This is a genomic window from Telmatocola sphagniphila (assembly GCF_018398935.1).
GTDB lineage: Bacteria > Planctomycetota > Planctomycetia > Gemmatales > Gemmataceae > Telmatocola > Telmatocola sphagniphila.
The window spans coordinates 6,226,870-6,251,903 of record NZ_CP074694.1 but is presented as its reverse complement, the minus strand read 5'-3'; the positions used below and the strand labels follow the sequence as shown (position 1 = coordinate 6,251,903).

The following is a 25,034-nucleotide window of genomic DNA, read 5'->3' as shown; positions in this document are numbered from 1 at the left end:
GATGATTCGTCGGAAATACCTCTTCCCCAACGTCATAGAGATGAACTACCAGGCCGGTCGTCGGCTGGGAGTGAACGTCTACCTGATCGATGGAGGCTCCGAATTTCTGCTGATCGACATCGGCTTCGAGGATACGGTCGATGAGATCATCGAACTGATCCGCCAGATGGATTTCAGCCTGTCGAAGTGCAAGATGATCATCGCCACGCATGCCGACGCCGACCACATTCAAGGGCTCAAGCGGGCTAAAGACCGGCTGAAAACCAGCGTGGCCGCGCATCCGAAAAGCGTCAAACCGCTGGAAAAAGCCGATGCCATCGAAACCTACGCCAAAATCACCGCTCAGGGCATCGACTTGCCGATGGTTCCTGTCAAAATCGACCTGCGACTGAATGAAGGGGACACCATCGAGGTCGGCGATGTGAAACTGGACGTCTGGCATACACCGGGACATACCCCGGGTCAACTCAGCTTCAAGATGCGCGATTTGCTGTTCAGCGGCGACAACATCTACAAGGATAGCTGCGTCGGCGTCATCGACGCCCACCACGGCTCGCATCTGGGCGATTTTGTGAAATCTCTGTCTCGCATCCTGGGGGATGATTCCAAGTATCTCCTCCCCAGCCACGGCCCGGTCTTTCCACGCGAGGCCCAGATAATTCAAAAAGCCATCGATCGTCTGAGCGGTTACATGCACATGGCCGATTTTGGTACGTGTGCGACCGACTGGCCGCTGATGGAGGAGTGGGAAGCCGACGTCATCGCCGGTCGGCTACCCTTTTCCTGAACTGGGGATTGATCTCCGTTCGAAATTCCCTTTTTAGCTAACCCGATAACCGGCGATTGAAGCCGAACCGGCGTAGTTCAAGAAAGGCGTGAAGGCCGCTTGAGTCGAGGCATCGAACCCGCTGAACGCCCCCAGCGAAGCCAGATTTCCCGTACCGGCGGGCATCGTTCGAATTGAGTATTCCCCGGAACTCGTCACATCGCCCACCGCCACATTCACACCACCGGTAGCCCCTCCCGGATAGGCATTGAAGTTGAGTATTTGCGAGCCATTCGCGCCGCTGAAGACTTTGATCAACCCGTCGCCATATTGTTCGCCGACAATGATGTCGGGTCGGCCGTCGAAGTTCACATCGCCCACCGCCACGCTCAGATTGCGGTAAACTCCGTTGTTTTCCAGGAAGCTATTGGGAATCCCCGGTGTGGTCGCTCCGCCGCCCTGAGCATTAAAGATCTTGATGTGCCCGTTGGCGGCTGCCGCCGTCACGATTTCCGAGAGCCCGTTACCGTTTATATCCCCGGCGGCGATGGCAAACTGGCCGTTGTAACCGGGATAGGCACCGAAGCTGGAGAGCAAGGTACCGTTCTGGCCGCTGAAAATTTTCACCTGAGCCCCGGAGGACCCTTCGGCCGCCACAATAATGTCGGCATAGCCATCGCCGTTGACGTCGCCGGATGCAACTTGAACACCGCCGGTGAATCCCGGGAAGGCCAGGAAACTGTAGATCAGATTTCCGGTGGCCCCGTCGTAGACTTTCACATGCCCACCTGGCGCCCCAGCGCCCGCGCCGACAATGATATCCGGAACAGAATCGCGATTGACATCTCCCAAGGCGACACTGACACCACCCAGGTAACCATTGAACGGTGAGATCGCCATCAACTGTTCGCCGGTGTTGCCATTGACAACTCGAACATCGGCATTGGTACCCGGACCGGAACCGACCGCAATGACGCTATTGGGCACCGCCGCCAAGCCATTGAGCGGTGTCGTTCCGGAACCGACATTGCCGACTTTGATCGCTGCGCCGGTGGCGAGATTAATGGCATAAAGGCCTGTCAGATTGGTGTTGTTGTCGGTGAGCACCGCATAGCCGGTCCCACCGGCAGTTCCCGAAGGAGGAATCACAAAACCGACACCGGCCGTCGGGCTGATGTTCACACCTAATGGTCCGATTGAAGTGACCGCGCCGTTGTTGGGACTGGGATTCTGGTTGATGCCGCCGATGGTCACCAATTGGTTTCCATTGCGGGCGATGCCATAAAGCGTTGTGCCGTTAGTACCCAAGTTGCCGTTGAAATTTCGGTCGTAAGCGATGCCATCGATCAATAGGCTGGCCGGTTTGAAAGTGGTATCGGAGGAAATCAAAGAACCGTTATTGAGATTCACGCGAATGTTGACATCGGCCGTGCTTTCCACGCGCAGGACATCGGCTGCGGGATTGATGCTCACTTCATAGTAGAGCGCCGGAGGCAGCGTGATGCTGTTGGATCCTACCTGAGTCGCCACTCCCGTCAGGGGATTGATCATGTAAAGGCGAAGCAAGTCCTGATTATTAACCGTTTCGACGCCTATGCCGTACAGCTGTCCGGTACGCGGCCGGTAGGAGAGTCCGACGACCTGTTCTTCACCCGTGGTTCCGGCCAGATTGGTGATGTTAACCGAGTTGGTGATAACATTCGGGCTATTGGTATTGAAGGAGACCAGCATATTATCGCCAGTGACACCCATCATCGTACTGACCGTATTTTTCTGTTCCAATTCTTCGACGCGAAGGTGGGAGACGAATGCCGAACTCGACAGCGGGGGATTCCCAAAGAAATTTGAAAAGAAGTCATTGCTTCGGCGATGCTTCCAGGAGAAACTAATCATTACGGCCTCGAATAGCTACAGATCCAATTTGTGCCCAGTCCATTAACTTTCTAATGGTACCACATCCGGAAGCAAGTCAGTCCCCCTATTTCACCCAAATTTCCCAGCCAATCAGCACACGTCGACTCTGATAATTCGTTAACATTTCCCGGACGACTTCGGGAAGTTGGTTTTACGGTGCAGAAAGCTCAGCGCGATTCGGAGCCGCAAAAAAAATCTTCCAAGAAATCGACTCTCAATTGAGTGATGTTTTTCCAGAAGAGTTGCGAATTCCCGGAGGCAAAGCTATTTCGTACGCCCATTTTTCCTTGACACTACTCCATACCCTACCTAGACTTGTATCTCGTCGAACTCGTTCGGCGCTCCCGTCGCATGTGAAAGACCTGAGAGACAGCAAGTGACCAAAAAAGACATCGTTAAGTACATTGCCGATCAGACGAATCAGCCTCAGTTGAAGATCAAAGAAATCGTTCAACTGACTTTCGATTCCATCGTGGACACGCTGGTCAAGCACGGGCGGATCGAGCTTCGAAATTTCGGTGTCTTCGAAGTCAAGCGCCGCAAGGCCCGCCGGGCCCGCAATCCCCGCACCGGGGTGCCGGTTACCGTCGAGCCGAAAAATGTGGTGACCTTCCAGCCTGGCAAAGAAATGGAAGAGAAGGTAAAGAAGCTTACCAAGGTAACGGAGACAAAGAAAAAAATTAAGCGACCTCGGGCGACCCCGGTTGCATCCCGCTCGAGCGCAACCATGCAATCCGCCGCCGCCAGTTCGTAAGGCGGTTTTTCCATTCTGCTATGCTTGCCTAAAATCCACTCCTCGGCCGAAAATCCAAAAAATCGATTCAGATTTCCCATTGCGTGTTCAAGTCGTATTTGGGAAATGACGATTATTCCGAAAGTAGAACGTTACCCAGGGGGATAATGGGTAGCGTTAGAATGGCATTGTGGGTGCTTTACCACTCGCGTGCCAGCTATCTAGAGGGGGAGGCGCGAGATGGCTCGCAAACTGCTATTGGCCGTTCTGGCGTCCGTCGGTCTCTTGAACTCTGGTTGTATGCTCAATCAGTATTCGAGTGATGAACGGGTTCGTACCGAACAACTCATGAACCAGTCGGAAGACATGCGACACATTCAGGAAGAATGGCGTCGATTCTGGTTCAACGACCATCCGTCGACTCTGACACCCAACCGTACTAGCGGTGTAATTGCCCCTTAGTAGAGGATAATCTCGGGTCATCCGAATACCGGGTGGCCCGTTCATCTCTCTGAGTGGGCTATGGGACGGAACGCCATCTGCTGCGCGTCGAGTCCGCCGTCGACCGCGACGACTTGACCTGTCGCATATTTCGCCGCGTCCGACGCCAGAAATACATACCACTCGGCCACATCTTCGATGGTACCGATGCGCTGGATGGGGATCTGTTTGCGTATCGCTTCGCGAACCGCCGGATCGGATTTCATGCCAAAATCCGTCAAGGGAGTTTCAATCAGCCCCGGCGCCACCGCGGCAGTTGTAAACCCCAGCTGCGCCAGTTCCAAAGCTAATTGCCGGGTCAGAGCATTCAGAGCACCCTTGCTGGCATCATAGAGCGTGTGTCCCGGCTCTGATCGTGTCCCATTTAGAGAACTGCTGAACAGAATCCGTCCGCCCCGACCCGCTTTCTGATTGATGCGTACATATTCCTGAGTGGCTTCCAAAGCCGACCAGACATTCAAACTGAAAATCGCTTCGAAATCTTTCTTCGCGACCGCCAGCAATTCCGGTTCGCGAAAAGTGCCGACGTTGTTCACCAGGGCGTCCAGCGGACCATAACGCTCGCTCGCGACCTGAACCAGTCGCCGGGCCTCCCCTTCTTTGGACAGATCAGCCTGAACATAAAAAGCGTTCGGCGTTCCAATGGCTTTGATGACTTCGCCGCATTTAGACATCGGCTTTTCGGAGTGGAAGACCACTTGGGCGCCTTCCCGCAGCATGGCCAGTCCCACGGCCAGGCCAATGCCCTGACTGCTGCCGGTCACCAGAATCGCTTTGTCTTTGAGTTTCATGAAGGTCTTTTATTGGTCGACGACGTCTTCCAGTAAGGAAATGGCCACCAGCTCGGAACGAAAAAGTAAGAGCTTTTTGCGATTGCGTTTCACACCCGTTTTCACCGAGGCAATGACATAATTTTCGCGGCTGGTATCGGTGTCCCGCAAATCGTGCAGATCGACATTTTTCAATTCGAGAAAATGTTCATCCACCCGAATCAGCGTTCCCAGACAGACGTATTCGGAACGCAAATCGATGACCACTTTCTGCCCGATATATTCCTGAATCATAGGTCAAGATTCCTGATGGCATTCGCTCACCGCCAATTAAAAAGCCCATCGAATCTACTCGATGGGCTCCCTGAGATCACCCGTAAGATCCTATTTATCTTTATCCTTCAGGGAGTTGGCGTAGGGAAGGTGAATTTCCTTCACTTTGCCTTTTTCCATAACGACCTTGATCTTGTAACCGGCGGTCAACAGGTCCTTATTGTCCTCCGCGGTCATCGCCGCGACCCCTTCCCCCCGGTCGCCGCCGCGGGGTCCGATGAATTTGGTATTGGCATCCACTTTGATCGTCAGCTTGCTGGCCCCGGCCTCCACGGCAATTTCCCCCTTCGCGGCATCGGCGCTCACCACCGTGTAATCGGAGGGCTTATTCGCCTTGGAGGGATCGTTTTTGGACATGGCTGCATCTTTTTTATCTTCTCGTTTAGCATCCCGCTTAGCCGTCTTCTCTTCGCCCTTACCTGCCCTTTTCTCATCCGGCTTGCCGATCTTGATGGCAACGATGGTCGCTTCGATCTTGTTGTTCTTGACCGCTTCATTGAGCGTGACCGTCACCTCTTTGCCTTCGAGTTTCTGGGCATCCTTCACATCAATCTTGTTTCCTTTGTCGTCGGTAAGCTCGACTTTATCGGTGAGATAGTAGGTGGCCACTTTCCCTTTAGGTTCCTTGCCATCCTTACTTTCTTTAACTTCCTTGAAGTCCTTCAGCAAAACGGCTCGGGTCTTGGTATCGACCTTATCGACGACCCCGGAATAAGTTCGTTCGGCAGCCGCTAGAACTCCTGCAAATAAAACCACGCACACAATGGGCACAAGACGCCGGAAAATGAACATGATGGAGAAACCCCAGAGACTTTGAAGAAAAGGAAGGAAATGTCGATGCCCAGGCTGGCATGTAATTCTAAATTCCATTATGTTCTGCCAAAAATGTCCGGTCAAGCATTCCTATTCGAAGTTTCTCGATTTATATCCTTTCGCGTTCGACTTCTTCGGGTGTCCGGGCTGCCGTCGGAAAGCTACAGTAACTAAATGAATTTCCATCAGCACGTTCTGCCCAATGGTTTGCAAATAATCGGCGAAACGAACCCCTCGGCCCTTTCGGCGGCCGTGGCCTTCTGGGTTCGAACGGGAGGACGGGACGAAACTCCCGATGTCCTCGGCGTTTCGCACTTTCTCGAACATATGGTGTTCAAGGGAACGCAACGTCGCAACCCATTTCAGGTGAATCGAGATTTCTCGTTGATCGGGGCCGATAATAACGCTTTCACCAGCGAAGAAAACACGGTTTTCCACGCCGCCGTATTACCCGAATATCTCCCTCAGCTGGTGGACGTTCTGGCCGATATCATGCGGCCCAGTCTCCGCGAGGAAGACTTCAATACGGAAAAAAAAGTCATTCTGGATGAGATCGTCCGCTACTCGGTGCAACCGCAATCGGCGGCGTACGACCGGGCCCGAGAATTTTACTTTCGGGATCATCCGCTGGGAAATCAGGTGCTGGGCACGACCGAAAGCATCACGGCCCTGACCCGCGATCAGATGCAGAAGTACTTTGACTCCCGCTACACTGCCGGGAATATTCATGCCATCGCCGTCGGCAACTACGACTGGGAGGCCTTCACGAAATTGATTGAGAAGGCCTGTGGGAACTGGCCCGCCGGTCAGGTAGTCCGTCAGCACCGCCACGAAGTCGCCGGCCCCGGCGGTCAAAAGGTCGTGACCGTCCCCGCCGAAAAATCGGCCCAGGAATATGTAATTATGATGGCCCCGGGCCCGGCGGCCGATCACCCGCTGCGCTACGCCTCGGCCGTGCTGTCCACGATCGTCGGCGATTACACCGGTAGCCGGCTCTATTGGGCGCTCGTCGATCCCGGTCTGGCCGACAATGCGGGCATGGGTTCGGACGAATACGACCGGGCTGGTTGCCAGTTCGTCAGCTATTCCTGCGATCCCGAAAACGCGGCCGAATGTCTGGAAATCGCCCGGGAAGTGCTGGCGGAAGTTCAAAAAAACGGAATCACCGAGGAAGAGCTGCAACAGGCCAAAACGAAGATCGCTTCGCGAGAAGTGCGGGCTGGGGAGCGCACTTCCCGGCGGATGTTCACTATCGCCAAGGACTGGGCCTATTTGAATCAATACCGCACGGTGGATGACGAATTGCGCGAACTCAATCTGGTGACCAGAAAGTCAATCTCGGAAGCTCTCGAACGCTATCCGATCGATCAAATGACCACCACCGCATATGGCCCCTTGGAAAAACTCTAAGCGGGAATGCCTATAATCTCTGTTAGATATTTCTCGCGACGGAGTATCTGCCTGGAGATTCGCAACCTAATTTCACCCGGAGTTCTGCAACATGCGTCGAATCAGTCTGTTGGTTATGTTCTGCCTCACACTTCCCTTCGCCGCTTTCACCCTGGGAGGAGAAAACCTCGTGTCCAATGCATTAAGCTTCAAGATGAAAAGCATTGACGGTAAAGAGGTCGACCTGTCCGAATACAAAGGCAAGGTCGTCCTGTTCGTCAACGTCGCCAGCAAGTGCGGCTACACGCCGCAGTACGAAGGTCTGCAAAAGCTGTATAAGACCTACGAAAAAGAAGGACTTGTCGTGATCGGCATTCCCGCCAACGAATTCGGCGCTCAGGAACCGGGCACCGATGAAGAAATCTCCAAATTCTGCTCCAGCAAGTACAACGTCACCTTCCCGATGATGTCAAAAGTGGTGGTCAAGGGCTCAGGCATCTGCCCACTGTACGACTATCTCACCACCAAGACCGACGCCAAGTTCCATGGCCCCATCGGCTGGAACTTTGAGAAGTTCCTGGTCAATCGCAATGGCGAAGTGGTCGGCCGCTACGCCAGCAAGGTGAAGCCGGAATCGGATGAACTGGTGAAGGCCATTAAGGTCGAACTCGAAAAGAAGTAATTCCTCTGCAACATTAGTTACACCTCGAAGCCAGTGGAGAGTCTCGACTCTCCTCTGGCTTGTTATTTTCCCGCTCCACCAAATTTGCCCAGCTTGCCAACATTCCCATCAATCAATTCAGCTTGTCTGAATCGCCAAAATCGGTTCTACTGGCGTGCCACGGGTGGCCGCGCGCCATCATCGTGTCAGGCAGGATGCCTTCTAGGGTGGCTTACGGATATGGCCAGCTTCTTTTTTGGATCGCGAGCTTCGACGCCGACCACCGAGCGGTTACCGGGGGTTCGCATCGAGGTGCGCCACGGCAAATCGTCCTCGTCTTCCTCGGAAATGACTCGCGAAGAATTTTTGATCGGCGCGGCCGCCGGTTGCGAGTTGCGCCTTCCAGGAACCGGACTTCCCCCGGTAGTCTGCATTCTGCTGCGTAAACCGGACGGTGTGAAACTTCGTAAAGTCGCCCAGAACACCCCAGTGCTTTTGAATGGTCAGCCAGTATCGAATTCGAATCTCGCCGTCCTGAACCAGGGCGACACGATCACCATCGGACGAACCGACATCCTGTTGAATATCGATCAGGATGTGCCGGCCCCGCAACCGATACTGCCGCCGGAGACTCCTCCCGCCTTTACTCCGCCTGTGGAGGAAGCGAAACAGCCCGAACCTGTCCCACCGCCGGCGCCTCCGAAACCCTCGAAACCGGCTCTCAGCGCTCAAGAGATGCTCGAGAATGAATTCCGCATTCGGCATCAGGAACTGCAGGCCCGCGAACGCAAACTGCACGATGCTCAGAAGGAGCTGGAGAACGACCGCATCCTCTGGTACCGCCGTCGCGAGGAGATGGAGAAAGAACATCAGCAGTCGCGTGCGGAATTAGAGGGGGATGTTCACAAGCGCAAAGAACTCGAAGATCGCTACGCCGTTATTGAGAAAAAGCATGTCGAACTGGCCGATTGGCGGGATAAACTCGCCAATCATCAGTCCGATATCGAACGGATGCGACTGGAACTCCAGCAGCAACGCCACGAACTGCAGGAACGCGAAAAGGTTCTTTCCGAAGACTGGGAAGAACGGCGGAAAGTTCTCGAATCGGAAATCGACAAACGACGGCAGGAAATTGAAGAAGAACTGACGAATCGTCGGACCTCTCTAGAAGCCGAGTTAGCCCAGCGTCGCGAACAGGCCGAAGCGGAATGGCGTATCTGGATCGAACAGAAGGATACCGGCTATTCGCAGTTTCGAGCGCAGCTCGAAGCCGATTTCTACGAAAAGTACCGCAAACGGGGCGAAGAACTCGATCGGTTCCAGCTCAGCATTCGGGAAGCGGCGGTGCAGCTGCGCGAACAGCGCAACATGCACGACGATCAGATCCGGCAATTCGAGCCGCGCTGGCAGGAACTGCTGAAACGGGAATCCGAAATCGAAGACCGGATACGGGGAATCGAAAGCCGCTACGAGGAGTGGAAGCAGTCCCAGGCGGCGCTGGATGCCGAGCAGAAAGCCTGGCAGGAACGTTACCTCGCCAAGGAAAGCGAGTGGCAGGAACGCTGGATCGCTAAAGAAAATGAATTGACGACCTGGGAATTCCGTCTGAAAGAACGCGAAGCGGCGATCGACCGGGATGCCGAGAGCGTCGAGGAACTCAAAGCGAAATTCCGCACCAATCTGGTGCGGTTGGGCGAACTGCAGCTGGAACTCGATGCGAAAGACAAAGATTTGGCGGCCCGCGCTGCCGAAATCGATTCGCACTTTGAAAAATATCGCGCCGATGCCGGAACCTTCGAAAGCCAGGCCCGGGAACTGGACGACCGACGGGAAAAAATCCTGCTCGAAGAGACCGTGCTGTACAATCGCATGCGCGACCTTCAGGACCGCGAATCGGTTCTCAATACTCGCATCGCCCAGTTGGAAACTCAGCAGGCGATGCTCGCTAATCTTCGCAATCAGCTCGAACGCGAGCGCGAAGAGTTCCAGAAGGAAACCGCTCGTATTGCCGACGAACGCCTGAAGCAGGACTCTTATCTGAAGGAAGCCCGCGACAAACTCCGCGAAGCCGAACTGTTGCGCGAATCGCTGGCGGATCAGACTCTTTCGGTCAGCGAAGGTCAGAAGGTCTTCGCGGAACGCTCCGAAATGATGCGGCAGGCGATGATGCAGCTTCGCGCTTTGCAGGATCAGCTGGCCGATCAGGATACCGGGCTACGGCGCCGGGAAGAGGAGTTGGCCCGCCGGAAAGATGAGCTGGCCGAGGAAGCCGCCCTCTGGAAGGCTCGCACGGCACAATTGAACGAACTTCAACACAAGCTCGACGAGGATCGCGCTTCGCTTCGGGTCCGCGAAAACGAATTGTTATCGGCCGATGAACCCCGGCGAATACTGCAGGAACAGCTGCGCCGTCGATCCGATGAATTGGCTCAGCAGCAAAAGGAACTGGGCGACAAGGCGCAGCAACTCGAAGATCAGACCAAACTGCTTCAGGAACAGGCCGACGCTTTGGAATCGCTGCGGGCCGATGCCATCGCCGCCCGCCAGATCTCGGAAAGCCACTTCGCCGAACTGGCCAAAAAGGACGAACAGCTCCGTCAACAGAGCGAGTTGCTTCGTCAGGCCGAGACGACCATCGAGAAACAGAAGAACGATCTTGCCGAAGTTCGCGCCATCCTGTCTCAGGATCGCCGTTTGACGGCCGAGCAGACCGACGAAGCTTACAAAAAGCTGAGTCTCTATCACACCGATTTGACCAGTCACGCCGCCGAATTGCGGAACTCGATTCCCGAATTCGAACAGCGCATTCAAGGTTCGCTGGAAAAAACCAACCAGGTTCGCGATCAGTTGCGCGGTCAGCTTTCCGAATTGCATTCCTACGCCCGACAGAGCCAGGAAGAACTGCAGGCGATTCGCGATCAACTTTCGAGTGAAGTCGAGAAACTCCGCCAGCAGGAAGCCAACCTGAACCGGGCTCGTACCGAACATCGGCACTCGGTCGCCTCCTTCAAACAACAATTGCTCGAATGGCAGAGCCGCTTCTCTGGTTTGCGGCAGACGATCGCACAGAATCAGACGCAAAGCGCGCAAAAGCAGGCGTTCATCGAAGTCACTACGATCGAACTGGCTCACAAGAGCGAAGAGATCGAAAAGGAACGAAAGTTTATCGCCGAGAAACGGGGCGATGTCGAACGCCATTTGAAAGATATGCGCGAATGGTACCGCCAGAAGCTGCGGGAACTGGTCGACGGGAGTCGCGCCTCAGATCCGGAAGAACTCGACGATCATTCGATCCTGCCGATGTTGCTGGAAGATCAGGTAATGCCGATTCGAGTGGAAGAACTCGATGCGGGCGATCGTAAGCTCGGCGAAATGCTCCGCACCTACGATCTGGTCGATTCGGAAACGCTGAACGCACTGTGGACGGTGGCGAGGAATTCCAACAAGCAGTTGCGGCAGGTTCTTCTCGCCAGCAACGCCCTCACCGTCTATCAGATGGCTCTGATCGAAGCGGGAAATATCAACGGCCTGGTACTGGGTCGCTTCCGCGTCATCGACCGGTTGCCGGGCACATCCCGCGAGGCCCAGTACAAGGTCTACGATCCGCAGGGGCTGGCCGATTCCCGACGCTCGGGGCCGCAAGGTCCGGAAGGCATTTGTCTGCTTCGACATTTGGCCGAGAGCGAAATGCAGGATGCCATCCGCCCCGATGAGTATCGGGAACGGTACCGGGTGGCCCGCGATCTGGCCCATCCGAACATCCGCGCCACCTATGAGGTGCTGGATATCGCCGGGCGACCGGCCGTGCTTCAAGAGTGGCTGACGGGATTGCCGGGAGACGAATGGCCGGCCCTGGCCGCGGCACCGGGTGTCTGGTTCCGCTTGATTTCCCAGGCGGGGCTCGCCTTATATACCGCTTCTCAGGTCGGTTTGCATCATGGCCGGATTCAGCCCGAATCTTTCTGTCTGACAGCCGATGGCATGCTGAAAGTGCACGGCTTCGGCGAACCGAACTGGATCTACGGCTCGACAGCGGAGGCCACCGAACAGGGCGATCTGCTCGCTCTGGGTCAGGTGGCGATGCAGTGGGCCGATCTCAACAAACGGCGTAAGAAATTCCCCGAATCACTTCAACGAATTCTGCGCCGTCTCGGGGCCGACGGGAATAACCGTGAACTTTACCAGAGTGCCGCGGAGTTGCTCGACGATCTGGATAGTGCCGGCGGAAGCGTACCCATCAGCGGCGATGCCTGGGAGAAGTTGCGCGAAAACGTCGAAGAGTATCAGGCCAAGGAAACGATCAAGCAATCGGCCTAGATCGCGACATTCCGAGAGAAATCACTTTTTGAATTCTCTCGTGAACACTCGAGAAAATTCGCCCCCATCCACCACATTCCAATTCGCTTCATATCATAAATTTGCATTGTCTTGGATCCTTTTCGGACGCCGCGATCATGAATAAATGGCTTCTCAGTTTTGCCGTTTGGGCTGGTCTGATAACGACCGTTCAAGCCGAGTTCGTTGTCCGACCCGTGGAATACTCCGACAGCGGAACCGCTCTCGAAGGGATACTGGTGTACGACAACACCTGGACCGGGAAAAAGCCAGGTGTCATCGTCATCCACGAACAGGGAGCCAATAGCTCTATCGCCCGTCAAAAGGCCGGGCAAATCGCCAAAATGGGCTATCTCGTTTTCAGCCTCGACCTGTATGGAAAAGGGGTGACACCGAAAGACCATAAAGATGCGGCCAATCGTCTGAAAGTCAACGGCGCCGATCGTAGTGCACTGCGGGCCCGAACACTGGCAGGTTTTCAAGCGTTCGAAAAACAGGCGAATTTGAACACCAAACAGATTGCCGCCGTCGGTTACGGTTGGGGTGGCACGGCCGCCCTAGAATTGGCTCGGGCCGGCGCTGATGTGGAAAGTGTTGCCGTAGTGCATGGCGACCTCTCGACTCCCACCCCCGCGGAGGCGAAAAAAGGTGGCCCTTGGGTATTTGCCATCTGCGGTTCGGAAGATCCGACCATTCCCCTTTCGATGATCGGCCAGTTTGAAGATGAAATGCGCAAAGCGGGCTTCGAGTGGGATGTTTTTCGGATCGGCGGTGCGGCCCACGATTTCACCAACCCGCTGGCGGGAAAAGATCCCAAATCGGGCACGGCGTACGATGCCGATTCGGATAAACGGGCCCACCAGTTAATCAAAGATTTCCTGGCGGAAACCTTCGAATCGAATCCGGTCGGCACCCCCTTATCGAAACTGCCTTCCGCCAAGCCGGCCCCGGCCAGAGCCCCCCAGGGCGTCCCCGATAAAGTGATGACGGTGCTAAAGCACGTCGACGATAAAGGCGAAGCGCTGCCGAACTACGAAGGCGGCCGGACCTTCTTAAACCTGGAAAAGCATCTACCGTTCACGGATAAAGATGGCCGGAAGATCAAGTATCGCGAATGGGATGTCAATCCCCTCCGACAGGGCGTTAATCGGGGAGTCGAACGATTGATCACCGGTTCGGATGGCTCCGCGTATTTCACCGACGATCATTACAAAACTTTCAAGAAAATCCGCTGATCCGATAACTGGGATTAGATACCAAGCAGCGAAAAACCAAGGCACTCCTATGAAACTGCAATCTCTGCTCAAACCGGGTCAGCCGAATCAGCACCTGCTTATACTGGCCACCAACGATGCATACGACGCGCTCCGGGCATTGGGGCACGATCCGAAGAATAACTGCTCGGTCCGCTTCCTCCGCGGAAGTAAGTGCGCTGATCGGGCGGGATTCTTCGACGAAGCCGCCGCGGCATTACAATTGGGCCCTCACTTCGGTGAAAACTGGGATGCCTTCCACGACAGCTTGTCGGAATTGCCGAACATTCACTCGGAGACGGTAATTTTGGTGGTGCTGGAAGCGGGCAGTTTTCTGGAGTCGCCTAAGGATGCGCTTACAAACTTCCAGACAGTAGTGAAGGAAGTCGTTGCCGAATGGGCCAAACCGGCAGCCGGAAAGCCGGTGCGGAACCTGCATATCGTCTATCAAGCCGAGACGGATAAAATTCTCGGCACGAAGTTACCCGGTCTTGTGAAATTAGCCTGAGCGGAAAGCGTCTCAGTAATATGAAACGACACTGGATTGGACCGATTCTCGGCTGGGAAATTGTACGCCTTGGCCGGAGGGGCAATATCACGCTCCTGCGGACTATTGTTGCCATAATCATTTTGCTGGCGCTGTATGTCTATTACATCGTCGAATATCCGTCGGCTGCGGCTTTTCAATTCTGGATTCAACAGCAACAAATAATCTCCGGCAAAATGCTGCAGCCTTTGAACGAGTTCCGCTTTGCAACCAAGATCCTGGAATCAATTTCCCGAAAGTTCAATGAGTATCTCCTGATCCTTGAAGTCGGATTAATTTTTTTACTGACCCCCATTTATATAGCGGGGGCGATTGCGGAGGAGCGCGATCGCAAGACATTGGAATTTCTACTCTCAACCGATCTCAGCAGTTGGGAAATCATCGTCGGCAAACTCGGTTCCCGGCTGATTCAACTGGCTTCAGTGCTGCTGGTTTGCATTCCCGTGATTTCAATTCTGCAAATGTGGGGAGGCGTGAACTTCCCGCTGGTGATCGCGGCTTTCGGCATTGCTCTGGTTTCCATGTTCAGTGTGGCGACGGCCAGCCTGTACATGACACTGCGGTGCACCTCCCTCGTGCGAAGCGTGCTGTGGTCCTACGCTCTGATCGTGGCATTTCACATGCTAATTCCGTTACTGCAATTCGTGGGAGCTTTCGCCTTCGACGAGACGTGGTCTTTGCTGCCCCCGGCGTCGGGGCTCGCTTTCATGCAAATTTTGACCGTAAAGCCGTACCTGTTAGTAGATCAACCTCCCGAGTTCTGGAATTTTCTGCTCGTTTTTCTGCTGAGCAATCTCGCCATCGCGATCGTTTGCATTTGGGATAGCACTCGCAAACTGAGGAAACTTGCCTTCATCGAACGACCGCGCAAGGTCGTCGAGCGAAAGCGAGCCAATCCGGAGCATCGCCACTGGGCCGATCCGCCAGTCATTAAAGAAGGGGAAGATGGACTTTACTGGAAGGAAAAACACTTTACCGGATCGCAGAACCGCTTCATCAAGCAATTTTCGCTCATACCGACCTGGATGTGGATCGCGATTGTTGTCACCCTGGGAATGGTACTGATTACCGGTTTCAGTAATGATATTTCCAACTCCACGCCCGCAATCACCAAGATTGCCGGCTTGATATTTGTGTTTCTCGGCATGATGATCGCGGGTATGGCGGCCTGCGCGAGTATCGCACGCGAAAGGCAGAAGGAAACGCTGGTCGATCTGGTGATGATCCCCACGGATCGCAAGGATATCTTGAAAGCCAAGTGGTGGGGGAGCTTAGCGCAGGGAAAAAGCACATTCGGCGGCTATCTTTCCCTGCTCTTCGTGGCTATGCTTTGTTACGGGATTTCCTACCTGACCTTACCCGGCCTCTGTCTTCTCGCCTGGGCCTGGTGTTCGGTCGCCATCAGCGTCGGAGTATGGCTTTCGATTCGGTGCAAAAGCGTACAGCGAGCCTCTGCGTTCTGGTTTTTGATTATGATGGTGGGTTTCGGAGGAAATTATCTCCTGACTTACACAATTCGACAAGCCTGGGAGTTGGATACCACTTTTAACCCTTCCAGACCCTGGGAGTTCAATCGACAACAAAATCAATTAGTGTTTGGAATCATCGATAAACCAGTCGCTAATGAAATTCTTGTGGCCTCCTCTCCCATACTTACCTGGGATCGGCTGTCATTTCAGACCCAAGGAGAAAATTATTACAACTACTACGGCCAGCAGTCATTTCTGTCAAACCCCCTTATGCTCCTCGCGCCACTCTTGAATATCGCGATTATGCTAATCCTCAGTCGATGCTTTTGGTCGCGAGCCTGGCAAAAATTCGAAACTGAGACCTATAAGTGAGCCGTTATCTCTTCGTCACCGGAAAACTGGCCGAGCCCGCCCTTCGGCAGGTGCTGGCCGATCTGGTGCCCCGGGCGAAGATTGAAGCGGAAGTCGCCGTCCTGCCCATCACAGTCGCCGCCCTACTCACTACTCCCTGGATTTCCTCGCACCTGAAAATTCCAGAGCGTATCGACCAGGTGATTCTTCCGGGGCTATGCACGGGAGAAATGAATTTTCCCTGGCCGCAACCGACCGAACGAGGTCCGAAGGATCTGCGCGATTTGCCCGAACATTTCGGACTGGGAAAACCGCCTCGCGAAAACTACGGCGTGTACGACATAGAAATTTTAGCGGAAATTAATCATGCCTCTCGATTGCCGCTGGAGAAGATTTTGCAGCTCGCCCGGCAGTATCGCGATTCGGGGGCCGATCTCATCGACGTAGGCTGCGACCCCGGCAGTACTTGGATGGAACTGGAAATCGCTGTGCAGGCGCTGCGTGAGGAAGGCTTCCGGGTCAGCATCGATTCGTTCAATCCGGACGAGGTGGCGATGGGACTCGCTGCGGGTGCAGAGTGCATTCTCAGCGTTAACAGCAGCAATTTGAACAAGGTTCGGGATTGGCAGGATCGCTTCGGCGCGTTCGAAGTAGTCGTGCTTCCCGATTCCCCGAAAGATCTGCCTACGCTATACCCCTTGGTCGAGAAGTTGCACAAATGGAATCAGCGATTTCGCATCGATCCCATTTTGGAACCAATCGGGATGGGATTTGCCGAATCGCTCGGCCGGTACTTGCAGGTGCGGCAGCGTTACCCCGAAGCCGAGATTCTGATGGGCATCGGCAACCTCACCGAGTTAACTGACGTCGATTCGGCCGGTCTGAACGTGATGCTCGCCGGGTTCTGCCAGGAGCTGGGAATCCGAAGTGTATTAACGACGGAAGTGATCAATTGGTCGCGAAGCAGCGTCAAGGAATTCGATATCGCCCGACGATTGATGCACTATGCCGTGAAGAATAAAACCGTGCCCAAACGGATTGAAAACCAATTGGTGATGCTGCGCGATCCCAAAGTGCATCATTTAGGGGAAGAGGGGTTACGCGATCTGGCTGAGCGGATTACCGATAGTAATTACCGGCTATTTGTGGAAGCAGGCGAGATTCACGTGATCAATGGCAAAATGCATCTTCGCGGCAAAGACCCCTTCGATATCTTCGAAGATATGATGAAGTTAGATTCCAAACTCGATGCATCGCACAGTTTTTATCTGGGTTACGAAATGGCCAAGATGGTCACGGCGATGACCTTGAACAAAAATTACACGCAGGATCAGGCCCTGAGCTGGGGCTTTCTGACCGTGCCCGAGATCAGCCACCGCTGAAAATTTTCTTCGTTCGCCTCCTAGAGCCGGTAGTTTTCTATTGCCTTCAATCGCCAGATAAACTTCAATATCAATCTCCTGCCAGAATTTTCCTCGCCAAGAGAAGACTCTCCATGTTCCGAATTTTCATCTGTTGTCTGCTTTTGGTTTCGCCCGCTCTGGCCGCGGAACCACCGGAGGGGGTTCTGCCGCTGGGTAAAGACGGCAAACCCTTGAATCTCGATTTCGAAACCGGCACCCTGAAAGATTGGACGGCCACCGGCGAGGCCTTTAAGGGCCAGCCAATTCAAGGCGATACTGTGGCCGCCCGTCGGCCCGATATGAAGAGCGAGCATCAGGGCAAATTCTGGATCGGCACCTATGAGAAGTATCTCGATACGGTACAGGGAACCTTAACCAGTGTCCCATTCAAGGTCACCCACCCCTGGGCCAGCTTCCTGGTGGGTGGCGGCTCTTCAGACAACACCTGCGTGGAAATCGTCCAGGCCGATAACAAGATCGTCTTTTTCCGAGCGAGTGGCACAGAAACCGAAAATATGCGACGGGTGGCCGTCGACCTTCGACCGTTGAAGGACAAAGAGATCTTCATCCGCTTGGTCGATCGCGATTCTGGCGGCTGGGGGCACATCAATTTCGACGATTTTCGGTTTCATACCGAAGAACCGAAACTACCGGCCAAGTCTTCGAAATTGCTACCGAGCGATATCTACAAGTATGCAGGCCTGGCCCCCGAAGCGGCCGCGAAAGCGATGACCGTTCCCAAGGGATTTTCCGTGTCATTGTTCGCGGGCGAACCGGATGTCAAGCAGCCGATTGCTTTCTGCTTCGACGATCGCGGCCGACTCTGGGTGGTGGAGGCTTACTCTTATCCGCAACGTCAGCCGGAAGGAAAAGGCAAAGATCGGGTTGTGATTTTTGAAGACACTACTGGTACCGGTAAGTTCGACAAACGGACCGTGTTCATAGAAGGTCTGAATCTGGTGAGCGGCATCGCCTACGGTTTTGGCGGCCTCTATATTGGCGCCGCCCCGCAAATGCTCTACATCCCGATCAAGCCGGGCGAAGACAAACCGGCCGGTCCACCGCAGGTTCTGCTGGACGGCTGGGGCTACGAGGATACTCACGAGACCTTGAATACTTTCGTCTGGGGGCCAGATGGCTGGCTGTACGGCTGTCATGGCGTCTTCACGCACAGCCGAGTCGGCAAGCCGGGGACTCCAGAGAAAGATCGCGTCCCGCTCAATGCCGGGATCTGGCGTTTTCACCCGACCAAGAAAATCTTTGAAGTCTTTGCCGAAGGAACCTCGAATCCCTGGGGCCTGGACTTCGACAAATACGGCGAATTCTTCTGCGAAGCCTGCGTGATTCCGCATAACTGGCACCTGATTCAAGGCGGCCGCTTTTTCCGCCAGGCCGGCCAGCATTTTAACCCCTACACCTATGCCGATATTCCGACGATTGCCGTGCACCGTCACTGGGTGGGCAACCAGTGGAATAACAATGACCGGGCCAGCAGCGACAGCGCAGGCGGCGGCCATGCCCACGCGGGAGCGATGATCTATCAGGGGGGACTCTGGCCCAAGGAATATGAAGGTAAGATGTTCATGGGCAACCTGCACGGACATCGGCTGAATATCGATCAACTCATTCCCAAAGGTTCGGGATACATCGCCGATCGGGCTCCCGATTTCCTGTTTGCCAACGATACCTATGCGATGTTCGTAAACATTCTCAGCGGCCCGGATGGCAACGCCTACCTCATCGACTGGTATGACCGTCAGACCTGCCATAACCAGTCGCCGGAAATCTGGGACCGCAGTAACGGCCGCATCTACAAGATCAGCTACGAAGGAACCAAACCGGTTACTAATCTGGATCTGCAGAGACTGAGTGATGAGGAATTGGTCAGGTTACTGGCTTCGCCGAACGTCTGGTATACCCGGCATGCGAGCCGAATTCTTCAGGAACGTTCTTTAACTCAGCCGCTCTCAACAACCGCGCTCGAAGCATTGAAAAATAATGCCACAACCGCGAAGGATGAAGTTTTACGGCTGCATAGCATCTGGGCTCTGGATCGAATCGGGCATCACCTCGACACGGCCCAATTGCTGAAGGATCCTTCGCCGCACGTTCGGGCCTGGGCCGTGCGGTTGGCGGTGGAAAACAAACAGGTATTACCGCCCGTTCTGTCCGCGTTGGAGAGCTACGCCACCACAGCGTCCACTTCTCCGGTCGAACGACTGGCGCTCGCCTCCGCCCTGCAGCGAATAGCCCTAAAAGACCGCTGGCCGCTGGCGAAGACATTGCTGAGTGCCCCCGAAAACGCTGTCGATGCCAATCTGCCCCTGTTGATCTGGTATGGAATCGAACCGTTGGCCGATCTGGGACCCGCCAATGCTCTCGAACTGGTTATGGCCGGGAAAATCCCGCTTCTGCAGCAGTTCATGATTCGCCGAATCTCTTCGATGGCTACACCTGAAGCACTCGAAGTGGTGACCGCCGAGATCGCCAAGGCCGATAAGCCCGAATTGCAGATCACGCTGTTGCGTGCAGTCCAGGAAGGATTGAAAGGACGGCGACAGGTGACGCCGCCAAGCAACTGGGCGGAGCTTTCCAAAAAATTAAGTAAGAGCGACAGTCGCGCGTTGGCCGATGTGCGATTTGCGCTGGATGTTCAGTTTGGTGATGCCTCGGCCTTCGGACGGCTGCGCGAGATCGTGGGGAATCCGCGTGATTTGGTCCGAAGACGCTTGGAAGCAATGGACACTCTACTAGCCGTTCGCGATAAAAATCTGCCGCCGGTTCTTCAGGAAATGGTGACCGATTCGCAGATCGGCGCGGCGGCAATTCGCGGCCTGGCTTCGTTCGATGATGCCAAGACTCCTGCCGTTTTACTCAAAGTTTATCCGGGGCTGCCCTCAGCTTCGAAGCGGGATGCGGTGAATACGCTCGCTTCGCGCGGTTCCTATGCCCTGGCCCTGCTGGGAGCCATCGAGACTAAGACCCTCCCCGCCAATGATGTTCCGGCGGAAGTCGTGCGAAATCTCCGGAATTTGAACTCTCCGGAAATCGAAAAGAAAATCGCTGAGGTCTGGGGAATCGTTCGCACCTCTCCGGCAGAGAGACTCCGCGCGATCAAGTTACTCCGCGACAAACTGATCGGAACCACGGGTCCGGTCGATCTGCCACTGGGTCGGGCTGTGTTTAGCAAAGTTTGCGCTCAATGTCACACACTCTACGGGTTGGGAGGCAAGGTTGGGCCGGATATCACCGGGGCCAACCGTCGCGATTTGAACTATCTGTTGGAGAATATTCTCGATCCGAGCGCGGTCATTCCCAAGGAATACGCCGCTTCCGTGATCAATCTCAGTAGCGGCCGATCGGTGACGGGGATTATCAAGGCCGAAACCAAGACCGCTCTGACTGTACAGACGGCCAATGAAATTCTGACGATTCCCGTCGATGAGATCGACAATCGCAAGACGAGCGCCACTTCGATGATGCCGGAAGATCTGTTGAAACCGTTGACAGAAACCGAAGTTCGATCGTTAATCAGCTATTTGCAGAATCCCTCGCAGACGAAGATGCTGGCCACCGTGGAGAACGCCAAGGATTTCTTCAACGGCAAGGACCTGACCAACTGGGAAGGTGACTCGAAACTGTGGCGGGTGGAAAATGGCGAGATCGTGGGCAGCACGGAGGGATTGAAGAGGAATAACTTCCTGACTAGCCAGATGGTCTGCGACGATTTCCGATTGAGCGTCAAAGTGAAGCTGACGCCGAACAAGGAAAATAGTGGCATCCAGTTCCGAAGTGAACTCTTGCCCGACGGCGAAATGCGCGGCCCCCAAGCCGATGTTGGTGCTGGGTGGTGGGGCAAGCTTTATGAGGAAAGCGCCCGCGGGCTGATCTGGAAAGAAGGCGGCGAGAAATTCGTGAAAGTCGATGACTGGAACGAATACATCGTCGAAGCCAAAGGGAGCAAGATCAAGACCTGGATCAACGGCCACTTATGCGTGGATCTGGAGGACGATAAGGTTTCTAAGAAGGGTATCTTCGGTCTGCAGATTCATTCGGGCGGCAAAATGGAAGTGCGCTTCAAAGACATAAAACTGGAAGTGCTGAAGTAAGACCGAGAAGGGGTCCCATTCGGGACCCCTTCTCATTTTCCATCTCGTTATTTCATCAATTTCTGAACATCCGGCTTAATCGCCTCCGCCCAGATTTCATATCCCTTGGGCGAGAGGTGCAACAGATCGGGCATGATTTCCCTAGGCAAGCCCCCTTCGGCGTTCAGGAATTTGTCGCCGATGTCCTTGTAGAAAACAGTTTTATCGTCGGCGTACTTCTTGATCAGTTCGTTAATTTGCGGAATCTTCTTGTTCAGCTTTTCTTTCGGAGAAACTTTGTCTTCCTTGGCCGCACTGCCGCGTGGGAAGACGGCGAGAAGCAGCACCTTCATCTCCGGTTTCTGCTTCTTGAATTCTTTGAGAATCGCCCCGACCCCCTTCGCAATGTCTTCGGCGGTATTGTTCCCCGTGTTGTTCGTGCCGATCATCATCACAGCCACCTTGGGATTGATCCCTTCCAGTTCTTTGCCTTCGGTAATCCGCCAGAGAACGTGCTGAGTACGATCGCCGCCGATGCCGAAATTCGCCGCTTTCATCGGTTCGAAGTATTTTTTCCAGACTTCTTTGCCATTGCCTTCCCAGCCCTGCGTAATGGAATCGCCGATGAACAGGACATCGACATTCCCCTTCTTGGCGATTTCCAGAAACTTTTTGTGCCTGTCGACATCCCGGTTGTAGGGTTGGTCGGGAGGAGTATCATTCAGACTTTTCTTGGCTTCTGTCGGCTTCTTGTCGTCTTTCTGGGCTGCGGCCTGGGCGAACAAAGTGCCGGTTGTGTAAACACTGGCGAACAGGCCTGCCAGCAGCAGCGATCCGAACAAACCTCGAAGGGAACAACGCATAAAAACGCTCTCCGAAAAGGGAAAAAGGGGTGGGATGGTCTTAAAAATTGTGACTTATGGGAGTGGGAAGAGCAACTAAAATCGAGCCAGATTCCCGCCCTCGATTGCCGATTTAATAGCAAATAGAAGCCGGAATCGTCAAGGTTATCCGAATTTGTTGCCCGCGGGTCAGAGATCTTTTCATTGACGCGCGAATCTGTCTAATAATGGTTTGTGTAAGCTTCGTTCGGCGCACGGGTAGGGTTACTATACCGCTGGCCCACAGAGATATCTTCCTACCCGGACAACACTTGCAATTTTGAATTGAACCAAGGAATGCTTCATGGAAAAGAACACGTGGCTGCTTTACGTTCTCATGGCCGGTTTGTGCTGGGGCACTTATGTGCCGCTGATCGCTTTTGGCGGTAAAAACCTGAGCGTCGGCCCCTCGGCGCCTTTCGCCGGTCGCTATGCCGCCTTTCTGGGTGTCGGCGTGGCCTACATGATTATCGCCGTGCTGTTTCCATTGATTCGTTCGCAAGTCGTTTCCGAACCGATACTCGGTAAGGGCACTTCGGTGGGGTTGATTTTTGCATTGTTGGCGGGCACCGCCGGCGCCCTGGGAGCCTTGGGCGTGATCTTCGCGACCGCAACGGCCGGACCCGAAGACCGCATTTATATCGCTCCGTTGATCTTCACTCTCGCACCGCTGCTGAACACGGTGGTCAGTCTCTTCTGGCATCCCACGGCCGACAATCCGTTGCATTTCGGTGCCCCGGAACAGATGCCTTCCTGGAAATTGTTTGTGGGCGTGGTGGCGGTCGGAATTGGGGCAGGTTTGATTCTACTGTCTAAAGAAGAGTTGGAGCAGAAGCCCGCTCCTGCTCCCATTGTGAAAACGGAACCTGCCAAAGAATAAAAACTAGGCTACCACGGGCAGCGACAGACCGCTGTCCGCTGGGGCCGGGGCAATATTCGCCCGCGGCTTCTCGTCGATGTACTCGTAAAACACATTTCTCTGGCGGGGAATATATCCCGCTTCCCGAATCGCATTCTTAATCTGATCCAGCGTCAGATAGTGGACCGTTCCGGCCGAGGCGACGACGTTCTCCTCGATCATCAACGAGCCCATGTCGTTAGCCCCATAGAACAGAGCTACCTGACCGATCTTGAGCCCCTGCGTCACCCAACTCGATTGAATGTTCGGGATGTTATCGAGATAGATTCGCGAAATCGCCTGCGTCTTTAGATAATCGAAGGAGCCGTGGGCCGGGAAGTGTGCCATCTTGTGTCCCGGCTGCATCGTCCAACAGATAAAAGCGGTGAAGCCTTTGGTCTCATCCTGCAGTTTTCGCAGCACATCCAAATGCTCGACCCGCTCGGCCAAAGTCTCAATATGTCCGAACATCATGGTGCAAGTCGAACGGCCACCCAAGAGGTGCCACTGGCGGTTTACTTCCAACCATTCCTGCGTTAAGGCTTTGCCTTTGGTCAATTCCTTGCGGACGCGATCGACCAGGATTTCGCCGCCGCCGCCCGGAAGACTACCGAGACCAGCGGCTTTCAATCGTTCCAGAACGGTTTTTAACGGCAACTTGTTGATCTTGTGAAAGTGCCAGATCTCCGGTGGGCTGAAGGCATGCAGATTGACCTGCGGATAACGGCTCTTCAGATCCCGCAGCAATTCTTCGTACCATTCCAGCTTCAGGCTGGGGTGCATGCCGCCCTGCATCAGAACCTGATCGCCGCCCAGAGCGATGGTCTCTTCGAATTTCCTGTAGAGTTCTTCACGGCTGAGGACATAAGCGTCTTCATCCGCGCTTTTTCGATAGAACGCGCAGAAGTCGCATACGGCCGCGCACACGTTGGTGTAGTTGATATTGCGGTCGATGTTGTAGGTGCGATAGGGTTCGGGGTGCAATCGGGTGGTAATCTGATGAGCCACCCGGCCGAGCGCGTGAAGATCCTGGCAGTCGAACAACTGCACGCCTTCTTCGAACGAGATCCGTTCACCGTCGGCGGCTTTCGACAGAATTCTTTGGATGGTAGTATTCAATTTGCACTCCTTCCGGGGCTAGTCCCAGCTCGGTAGCCAGCTGGTAATACTGCTGCAGTCCCGCGAGTTCCTGTTTACCCAAGTCATAGTGGATGATATTCGTCAGATAACGCCGGCAATACCCGGGGTCCAATCCCAGATCTTCCGCTTCCCGTTGAGCAATCCAGCCGGCGCGCGTGCGGCCCAGTTCTTTTGCTTGCCTTAGAGCCTCGTCCACGCCTTCCAGATCGACCCCTTCGCGCACGGCCCAAACCGCGTAGACGAACGGCAATTCCTGCCAGCGCGTCCATTCCTCGCCCAGGTCATAAGCGAAATCGAAACCTGGCAGACAGGCCCGCATCGCCCGATCCCCAATCAGCAGCACGGCATCGGCCGTCGAATTTTCCGGGTCCGAAGTCATCGACAGCGGTTCGAGAGTAATCTGGCGGTAGTAGCGTTTGCGAAGGAGAATCTGGGTCAGGGCGGCACTGCTTCGGGAGCCGATGTCGAGGGCAACGGAATTGATCTGATCCCAGGGTTTCCGGGAAAAAAGCGTCACACTCAACACGGGACCATGCGAAGCGATCGAGATATCGGGGATGATCTTATAGCGGGTGCCACGGAAGAATTCCACGACTGGAACCAGCGCCACATCGAGCTCTTTGCGATGCAACTGATCGGCGATGCGACTGGGAAGATCGAGTACCAATTCGGCCTGAGGCGCCAGCGCGGCAAATCCTTCGATCAGCGGCTTGGCATTCAGATAATTAACGGATCCCACGCGAATCATATACAACTGTTTTACGTGTCGCGTCCGTAAACGCAAATCGG

The 25,034-nt window shown here is 54.6% G+C and carries 19 protein-coding genes; 12 read left to right on the top strand and 7 right to left on the bottom strand.

The features are described from left to right. Position 1: 1 nt before the first annotated feature. Complete coding sequence (locus tag KIH39_RS24955) at positions 2–787, top strand: MBL fold metallo-hydrolase (RefSeq protein WP_213496632.1); 786 nt, start codon at positions 2–4, stop codon at positions 785–787. Between the two features lie 33 nt (positions 788–820). Here KIH39_RS24955 and KIH39_RS24950 read toward each other — a convergent pair whose 3' ends face one another. After that, entirely contained in the window at positions 821–2,659 is a 1,839-nt protein-coding gene (locus KIH39_RS24950) for a DUF4394 domain-containing protein (protein WP_213496630.1), read from the bottom strand. A 397-nt stretch (positions 2,660–3,056) separates the two neighbouring features. On the opposite strand from KIH39_RS24950, the gene KIH39_RS24945 reads away from it, so the two are divergent. Beyond that, a complete protein-coding gene (locus KIH39_RS24945) occupies positions 3,057–3,434 on the top strand; it encodes an HU family DNA-binding protein (protein ID WP_213496628.1) in 378 nt (125 codons plus the stop codon). A gap of 219 nt (positions 3,435–3,653) precedes the next feature. Continuing rightward, on the top strand, positions 3,654–3,875 hold the full coding sequence (locus KIH39_RS24940; protein WP_213496626.1) for a hypothetical protein: 222 nt from the start codon (positions 3,654–3,656) through the stop codon (positions 3,873–3,875). A gap of 41 nt (positions 3,876–3,916) precedes the next feature. Here KIH39_RS24940 and KIH39_RS24935 read toward each other — a convergent pair whose 3' ends face one another. The 3 genes from KIH39_RS24935 to KIH39_RS24925 all read right to left on the bottom strand — a co-directional run bounded on the left by KIH39_RS24935 (position 3,917) and on the right by KIH39_RS24925 (position 5,809). Next, positions 3,917–4,705 carry an SDR family NAD(P)-dependent oxidoreductase gene (locus tag KIH39_RS24935; RefSeq protein ID WP_213496624.1) on the bottom strand — a complete coding sequence of 263 codons (789 nt, stop codon included), beginning with the start codon at positions 4,703–4,705 and terminating at the stop codon, positions 3,917–3,919. A gap of 9 nt (positions 4,706–4,714) precedes the next feature. Beyond that, on the bottom strand, positions 4,715–4,978 hold the full coding sequence (locus KIH39_RS24930; protein WP_213496622.1) for a hypothetical protein: 264 nt from the start codon (positions 4,976–4,978) through the stop codon (positions 4,715–4,717). Positions 4,979–5,068: 90 nt separating this feature from the next. Further along, a complete protein-coding gene (locus KIH39_RS24925) occupies positions 5,069–5,809 on the bottom strand; it encodes a hypothetical protein (RefSeq protein WP_213496620.1) in 741 nt (246 codons plus the stop codon). A 195-nt stretch (positions 5,810–6,004) separates the two neighbouring features. Here KIH39_RS24925 and KIH39_RS24920 point away from each other — a divergent pair, with 195 nt between their 5' ends. The 8 genes from KIH39_RS24920 to KIH39_RS24885 all read left to right on the top strand — a co-directional run bounded on the left by KIH39_RS24920 (position 6,005) and on the right by KIH39_RS24885 (position 21,347). After that, positions 6,005–7,240 carry a M16 family metallopeptidase gene (locus tag KIH39_RS24920; protein WP_213496618.1) on the top strand — a complete coding sequence of 412 codons (1,236 nt, stop codon included), beginning with the start codon at positions 6,005–6,007 and terminating at the stop codon, positions 7,238–7,240. Positions 7,241–7,331: 91 nt separating this feature from the next. Continuing rightward, entirely contained in the window at positions 7,332–7,901 is a 570-nt protein-coding gene (locus KIH39_RS24915; protein WP_246539425.1) for a glutathione peroxidase, read from the top strand. A gap of 219 nt (positions 7,902–8,120) precedes the next feature. Beyond that, complete coding sequence (locus KIH39_RS24910; protein WP_213496616.1) at positions 8,121–12,197, top strand: FHA domain-containing protein; 4,077 nt, start codon at positions 8,121–8,123, stop codon at positions 12,195–12,197. 137 nt (positions 12,198–12,334) lie between these two features. Next, positions 12,335–13,450, top strand: coding sequence for a dienelactone hydrolase family protein (locus KIH39_RS24905; protein ID WP_213496614.1), 1,116 nt, complete (start codon positions 12,335–12,337; stop codon positions 13,448–13,450). 49 nt (positions 13,451–13,499) lie between these two features. Continuing rightward, positions 13,500–13,976, top strand: coding sequence for a barstar family protein (locus tag KIH39_RS24900; protein WP_213496612.1), 477 nt, complete (start codon positions 13,500–13,502; stop codon positions 13,974–13,976). A 20-nt stretch (positions 13,977–13,996) separates the two neighbouring features. After that, positions 13,997–15,856 (top strand): ABC transporter permease subunit, encoded by a 1,860-nt coding sequence (locus tag KIH39_RS24895; RefSeq protein ID WP_213496609.1) that lies wholly within the window; start codon positions 13,997–13,999, stop codon positions 15,854–15,856. Further along, positions 15,853–17,217 carry a DUF6513 domain-containing protein gene (locus tag KIH39_RS24890; protein WP_213496608.1) on the top strand — a complete coding sequence of 455 codons (1,365 nt, stop codon included), beginning with the start codon at positions 15,853–15,855 and terminating at the stop codon, positions 17,215–17,217. Before KIH39_RS24895 ends, KIH39_RS24890 begins: the two co-directional genes overlap by 4 nt. 113 nt (positions 17,218–17,330) lie before the next feature. Then, complete coding sequence (locus KIH39_RS24885) at positions 17,331–21,347, top strand: PVC-type heme-binding CxxCH protein (RefSeq protein WP_213496606.1); 4,017 nt, start codon at positions 17,331–17,333, stop codon at positions 21,345–21,347. A 47-nt stretch (positions 21,348–21,394) separates the two neighbouring features. Here KIH39_RS24885 and KIH39_RS24880 read toward each other — a convergent pair whose 3' ends face one another. Then, positions 21,395–22,189 carry a platelet-activating factor acetylhydrolase IB subunit gene (locus tag KIH39_RS24880; RefSeq protein WP_213496604.1) on the bottom strand — a complete coding sequence of 265 codons (795 nt, stop codon included), beginning with the start codon at positions 22,187–22,189 and terminating at the stop codon, positions 21,395–21,397. Between the two features lie 322 nt (positions 22,190–22,511). Between KIH39_RS24880 and KIH39_RS24875 the strand changes: the two genes are divergently transcribed. Then, the gene (locus tag KIH39_RS24875; RefSeq protein ID WP_213496602.1) at positions 22,512–23,087 is read left to right on the top strand and encodes a hypothetical protein; all 576 of its coding nucleotides are present in this window, start codon (positions 22,512–22,514) and stop codon (positions 23,085–23,087) included. Between the two features lie 3 nt (positions 23,088–23,090). Here KIH39_RS24875 and mqnC read toward each other — a convergent pair whose 3' ends face one another. Together mqnC and KIH39_RS24865 are read right to left on the bottom strand one after the other, a co-directional pair. Further along, positions 23,091–24,224, bottom strand: coding sequence for a cyclic dehypoxanthinyl futalosine synthase (gene mqnC, locus KIH39_RS24870; protein WP_213496600.1), 1,134 nt, complete (start codon positions 24,222–24,224; stop codon positions 23,091–23,093). Then, the gene (locus tag KIH39_RS24865; RefSeq protein WP_213496598.1) at positions 24,178–24,993 is read right to left on the bottom strand and encodes a menaquinone biosynthetic enzyme MqnA/MqnD family protein; all 816 of its coding nucleotides are present in this window, start codon (positions 24,991–24,993) and stop codon (positions 24,178–24,180) included. Before KIH39_RS24865 ends, mqnC begins: the two co-directional genes overlap by 47 nt. Positions 24,994–25,034 lie beyond the last annotated feature (41 nt).

What these genes read in the sequence shown, in the direction of transcription:
- KIH39_RS24955 (WP_213496632.1), top strand. Translation starts at nt 2, where the DNA reads ATGATTCGTCGGAAATACCTCTTCCCCAACGTCATAGAGATGAACTAC.
- KIH39_RS24950 (WP_213496630.1), bottom strand. Translation starts at nt 2,659, where the DNA reads ATGATTAGTTTCTCCTGGAAGCATCGCCGAAGCAATGACTTCTTTTCA.
- KIH39_RS24940 (WP_213496626.1), top strand. Translation starts at nt 3,654, where the DNA reads ATGGCTCGCAAACTGCTATTGGCCGTTCTGGCGTCCGTCGGTCTCTTG.
- KIH39_RS24935 (WP_213496624.1), bottom strand. Translation starts at nt 4,705, where the DNA reads ATGAAACTCAAAGACAAAGCGATTCTGGTGACCGGCAGCAGTCAGGGC.
- KIH39_RS24930 (WP_213496622.1), bottom strand. Translation starts at nt 4,978, where the DNA reads ATGATTCAGGAATATATCGGGCAGAAAGTGGTCATCGATTTGCGTTCC.
- KIH39_RS24925 (WP_213496620.1), bottom strand. Translation starts at nt 5,809, where the DNA reads ATGTTCATTTTCCGGCGTCTTGTGCCCATTGTGTGCGTGGTTTTATTT.
- KIH39_RS24920 (WP_213496618.1), top strand. Translation starts at nt 6,005, where the DNA reads ATGAATTTCCATCAGCACGTTCTGCCCAATGGTTTGCAAATAATCGGC.
- KIH39_RS24915 (WP_246539425.1), top strand. Translation starts at nt 7,332, where the DNA reads ATGCGTCGAATCAGTCTGTTGGTTATGTTCTGCCTCACACTTCCCTTC.
- KIH39_RS24910 (WP_213496616.1), top strand. Translation starts at nt 8,121, where the DNA reads ATGGCCAGCTTCTTTTTTGGATCGCGAGCTTCGACGCCGACCACCGAG.
- KIH39_RS24905 (WP_213496614.1), top strand. Translation starts at nt 12,335, where the DNA reads ATGAATAAATGGCTTCTCAGTTTTGCCGTTTGGGCTGGTCTGATAACG.
- KIH39_RS24900 (WP_213496612.1), top strand. Translation starts at nt 13,500, where the DNA reads ATGAAACTGCAATCTCTGCTCAAACCGGGTCAGCCGAATCAGCACCTG.
- KIH39_RS24895 (WP_213496609.1), top strand. Translation starts at nt 13,997, where the DNA reads ATGAAACGACACTGGATTGGACCGATTCTCGGCTGGGAAATTGTACGC.
- KIH39_RS24885 (WP_213496606.1), top strand. Translation starts at nt 17,331, where the DNA reads ATGTTCCGAATTTTCATCTGTTGTCTGCTTTTGGTTTCGCCCGCTCTG.
- KIH39_RS24880 (WP_213496604.1), bottom strand. Translation starts at nt 22,189, where the DNA reads ATGCGTTGTTCCCTTCGAGGTTTGTTCGGATCGCTGCTGCTGGCAGGC.
- KIH39_RS24875 (WP_213496602.1), top strand. Translation starts at nt 22,512, where the DNA reads ATGGAAAAGAACACGTGGCTGCTTTACGTTCTCATGGCCGGTTTGTGC.
- KIH39_RS24865 (WP_213496598.1), bottom strand. Translation starts at nt 24,993, where the DNA reads ATGATTCGCGTGGGATCCGTTAATTATCTGAATGCCAAGCCGCTGATC.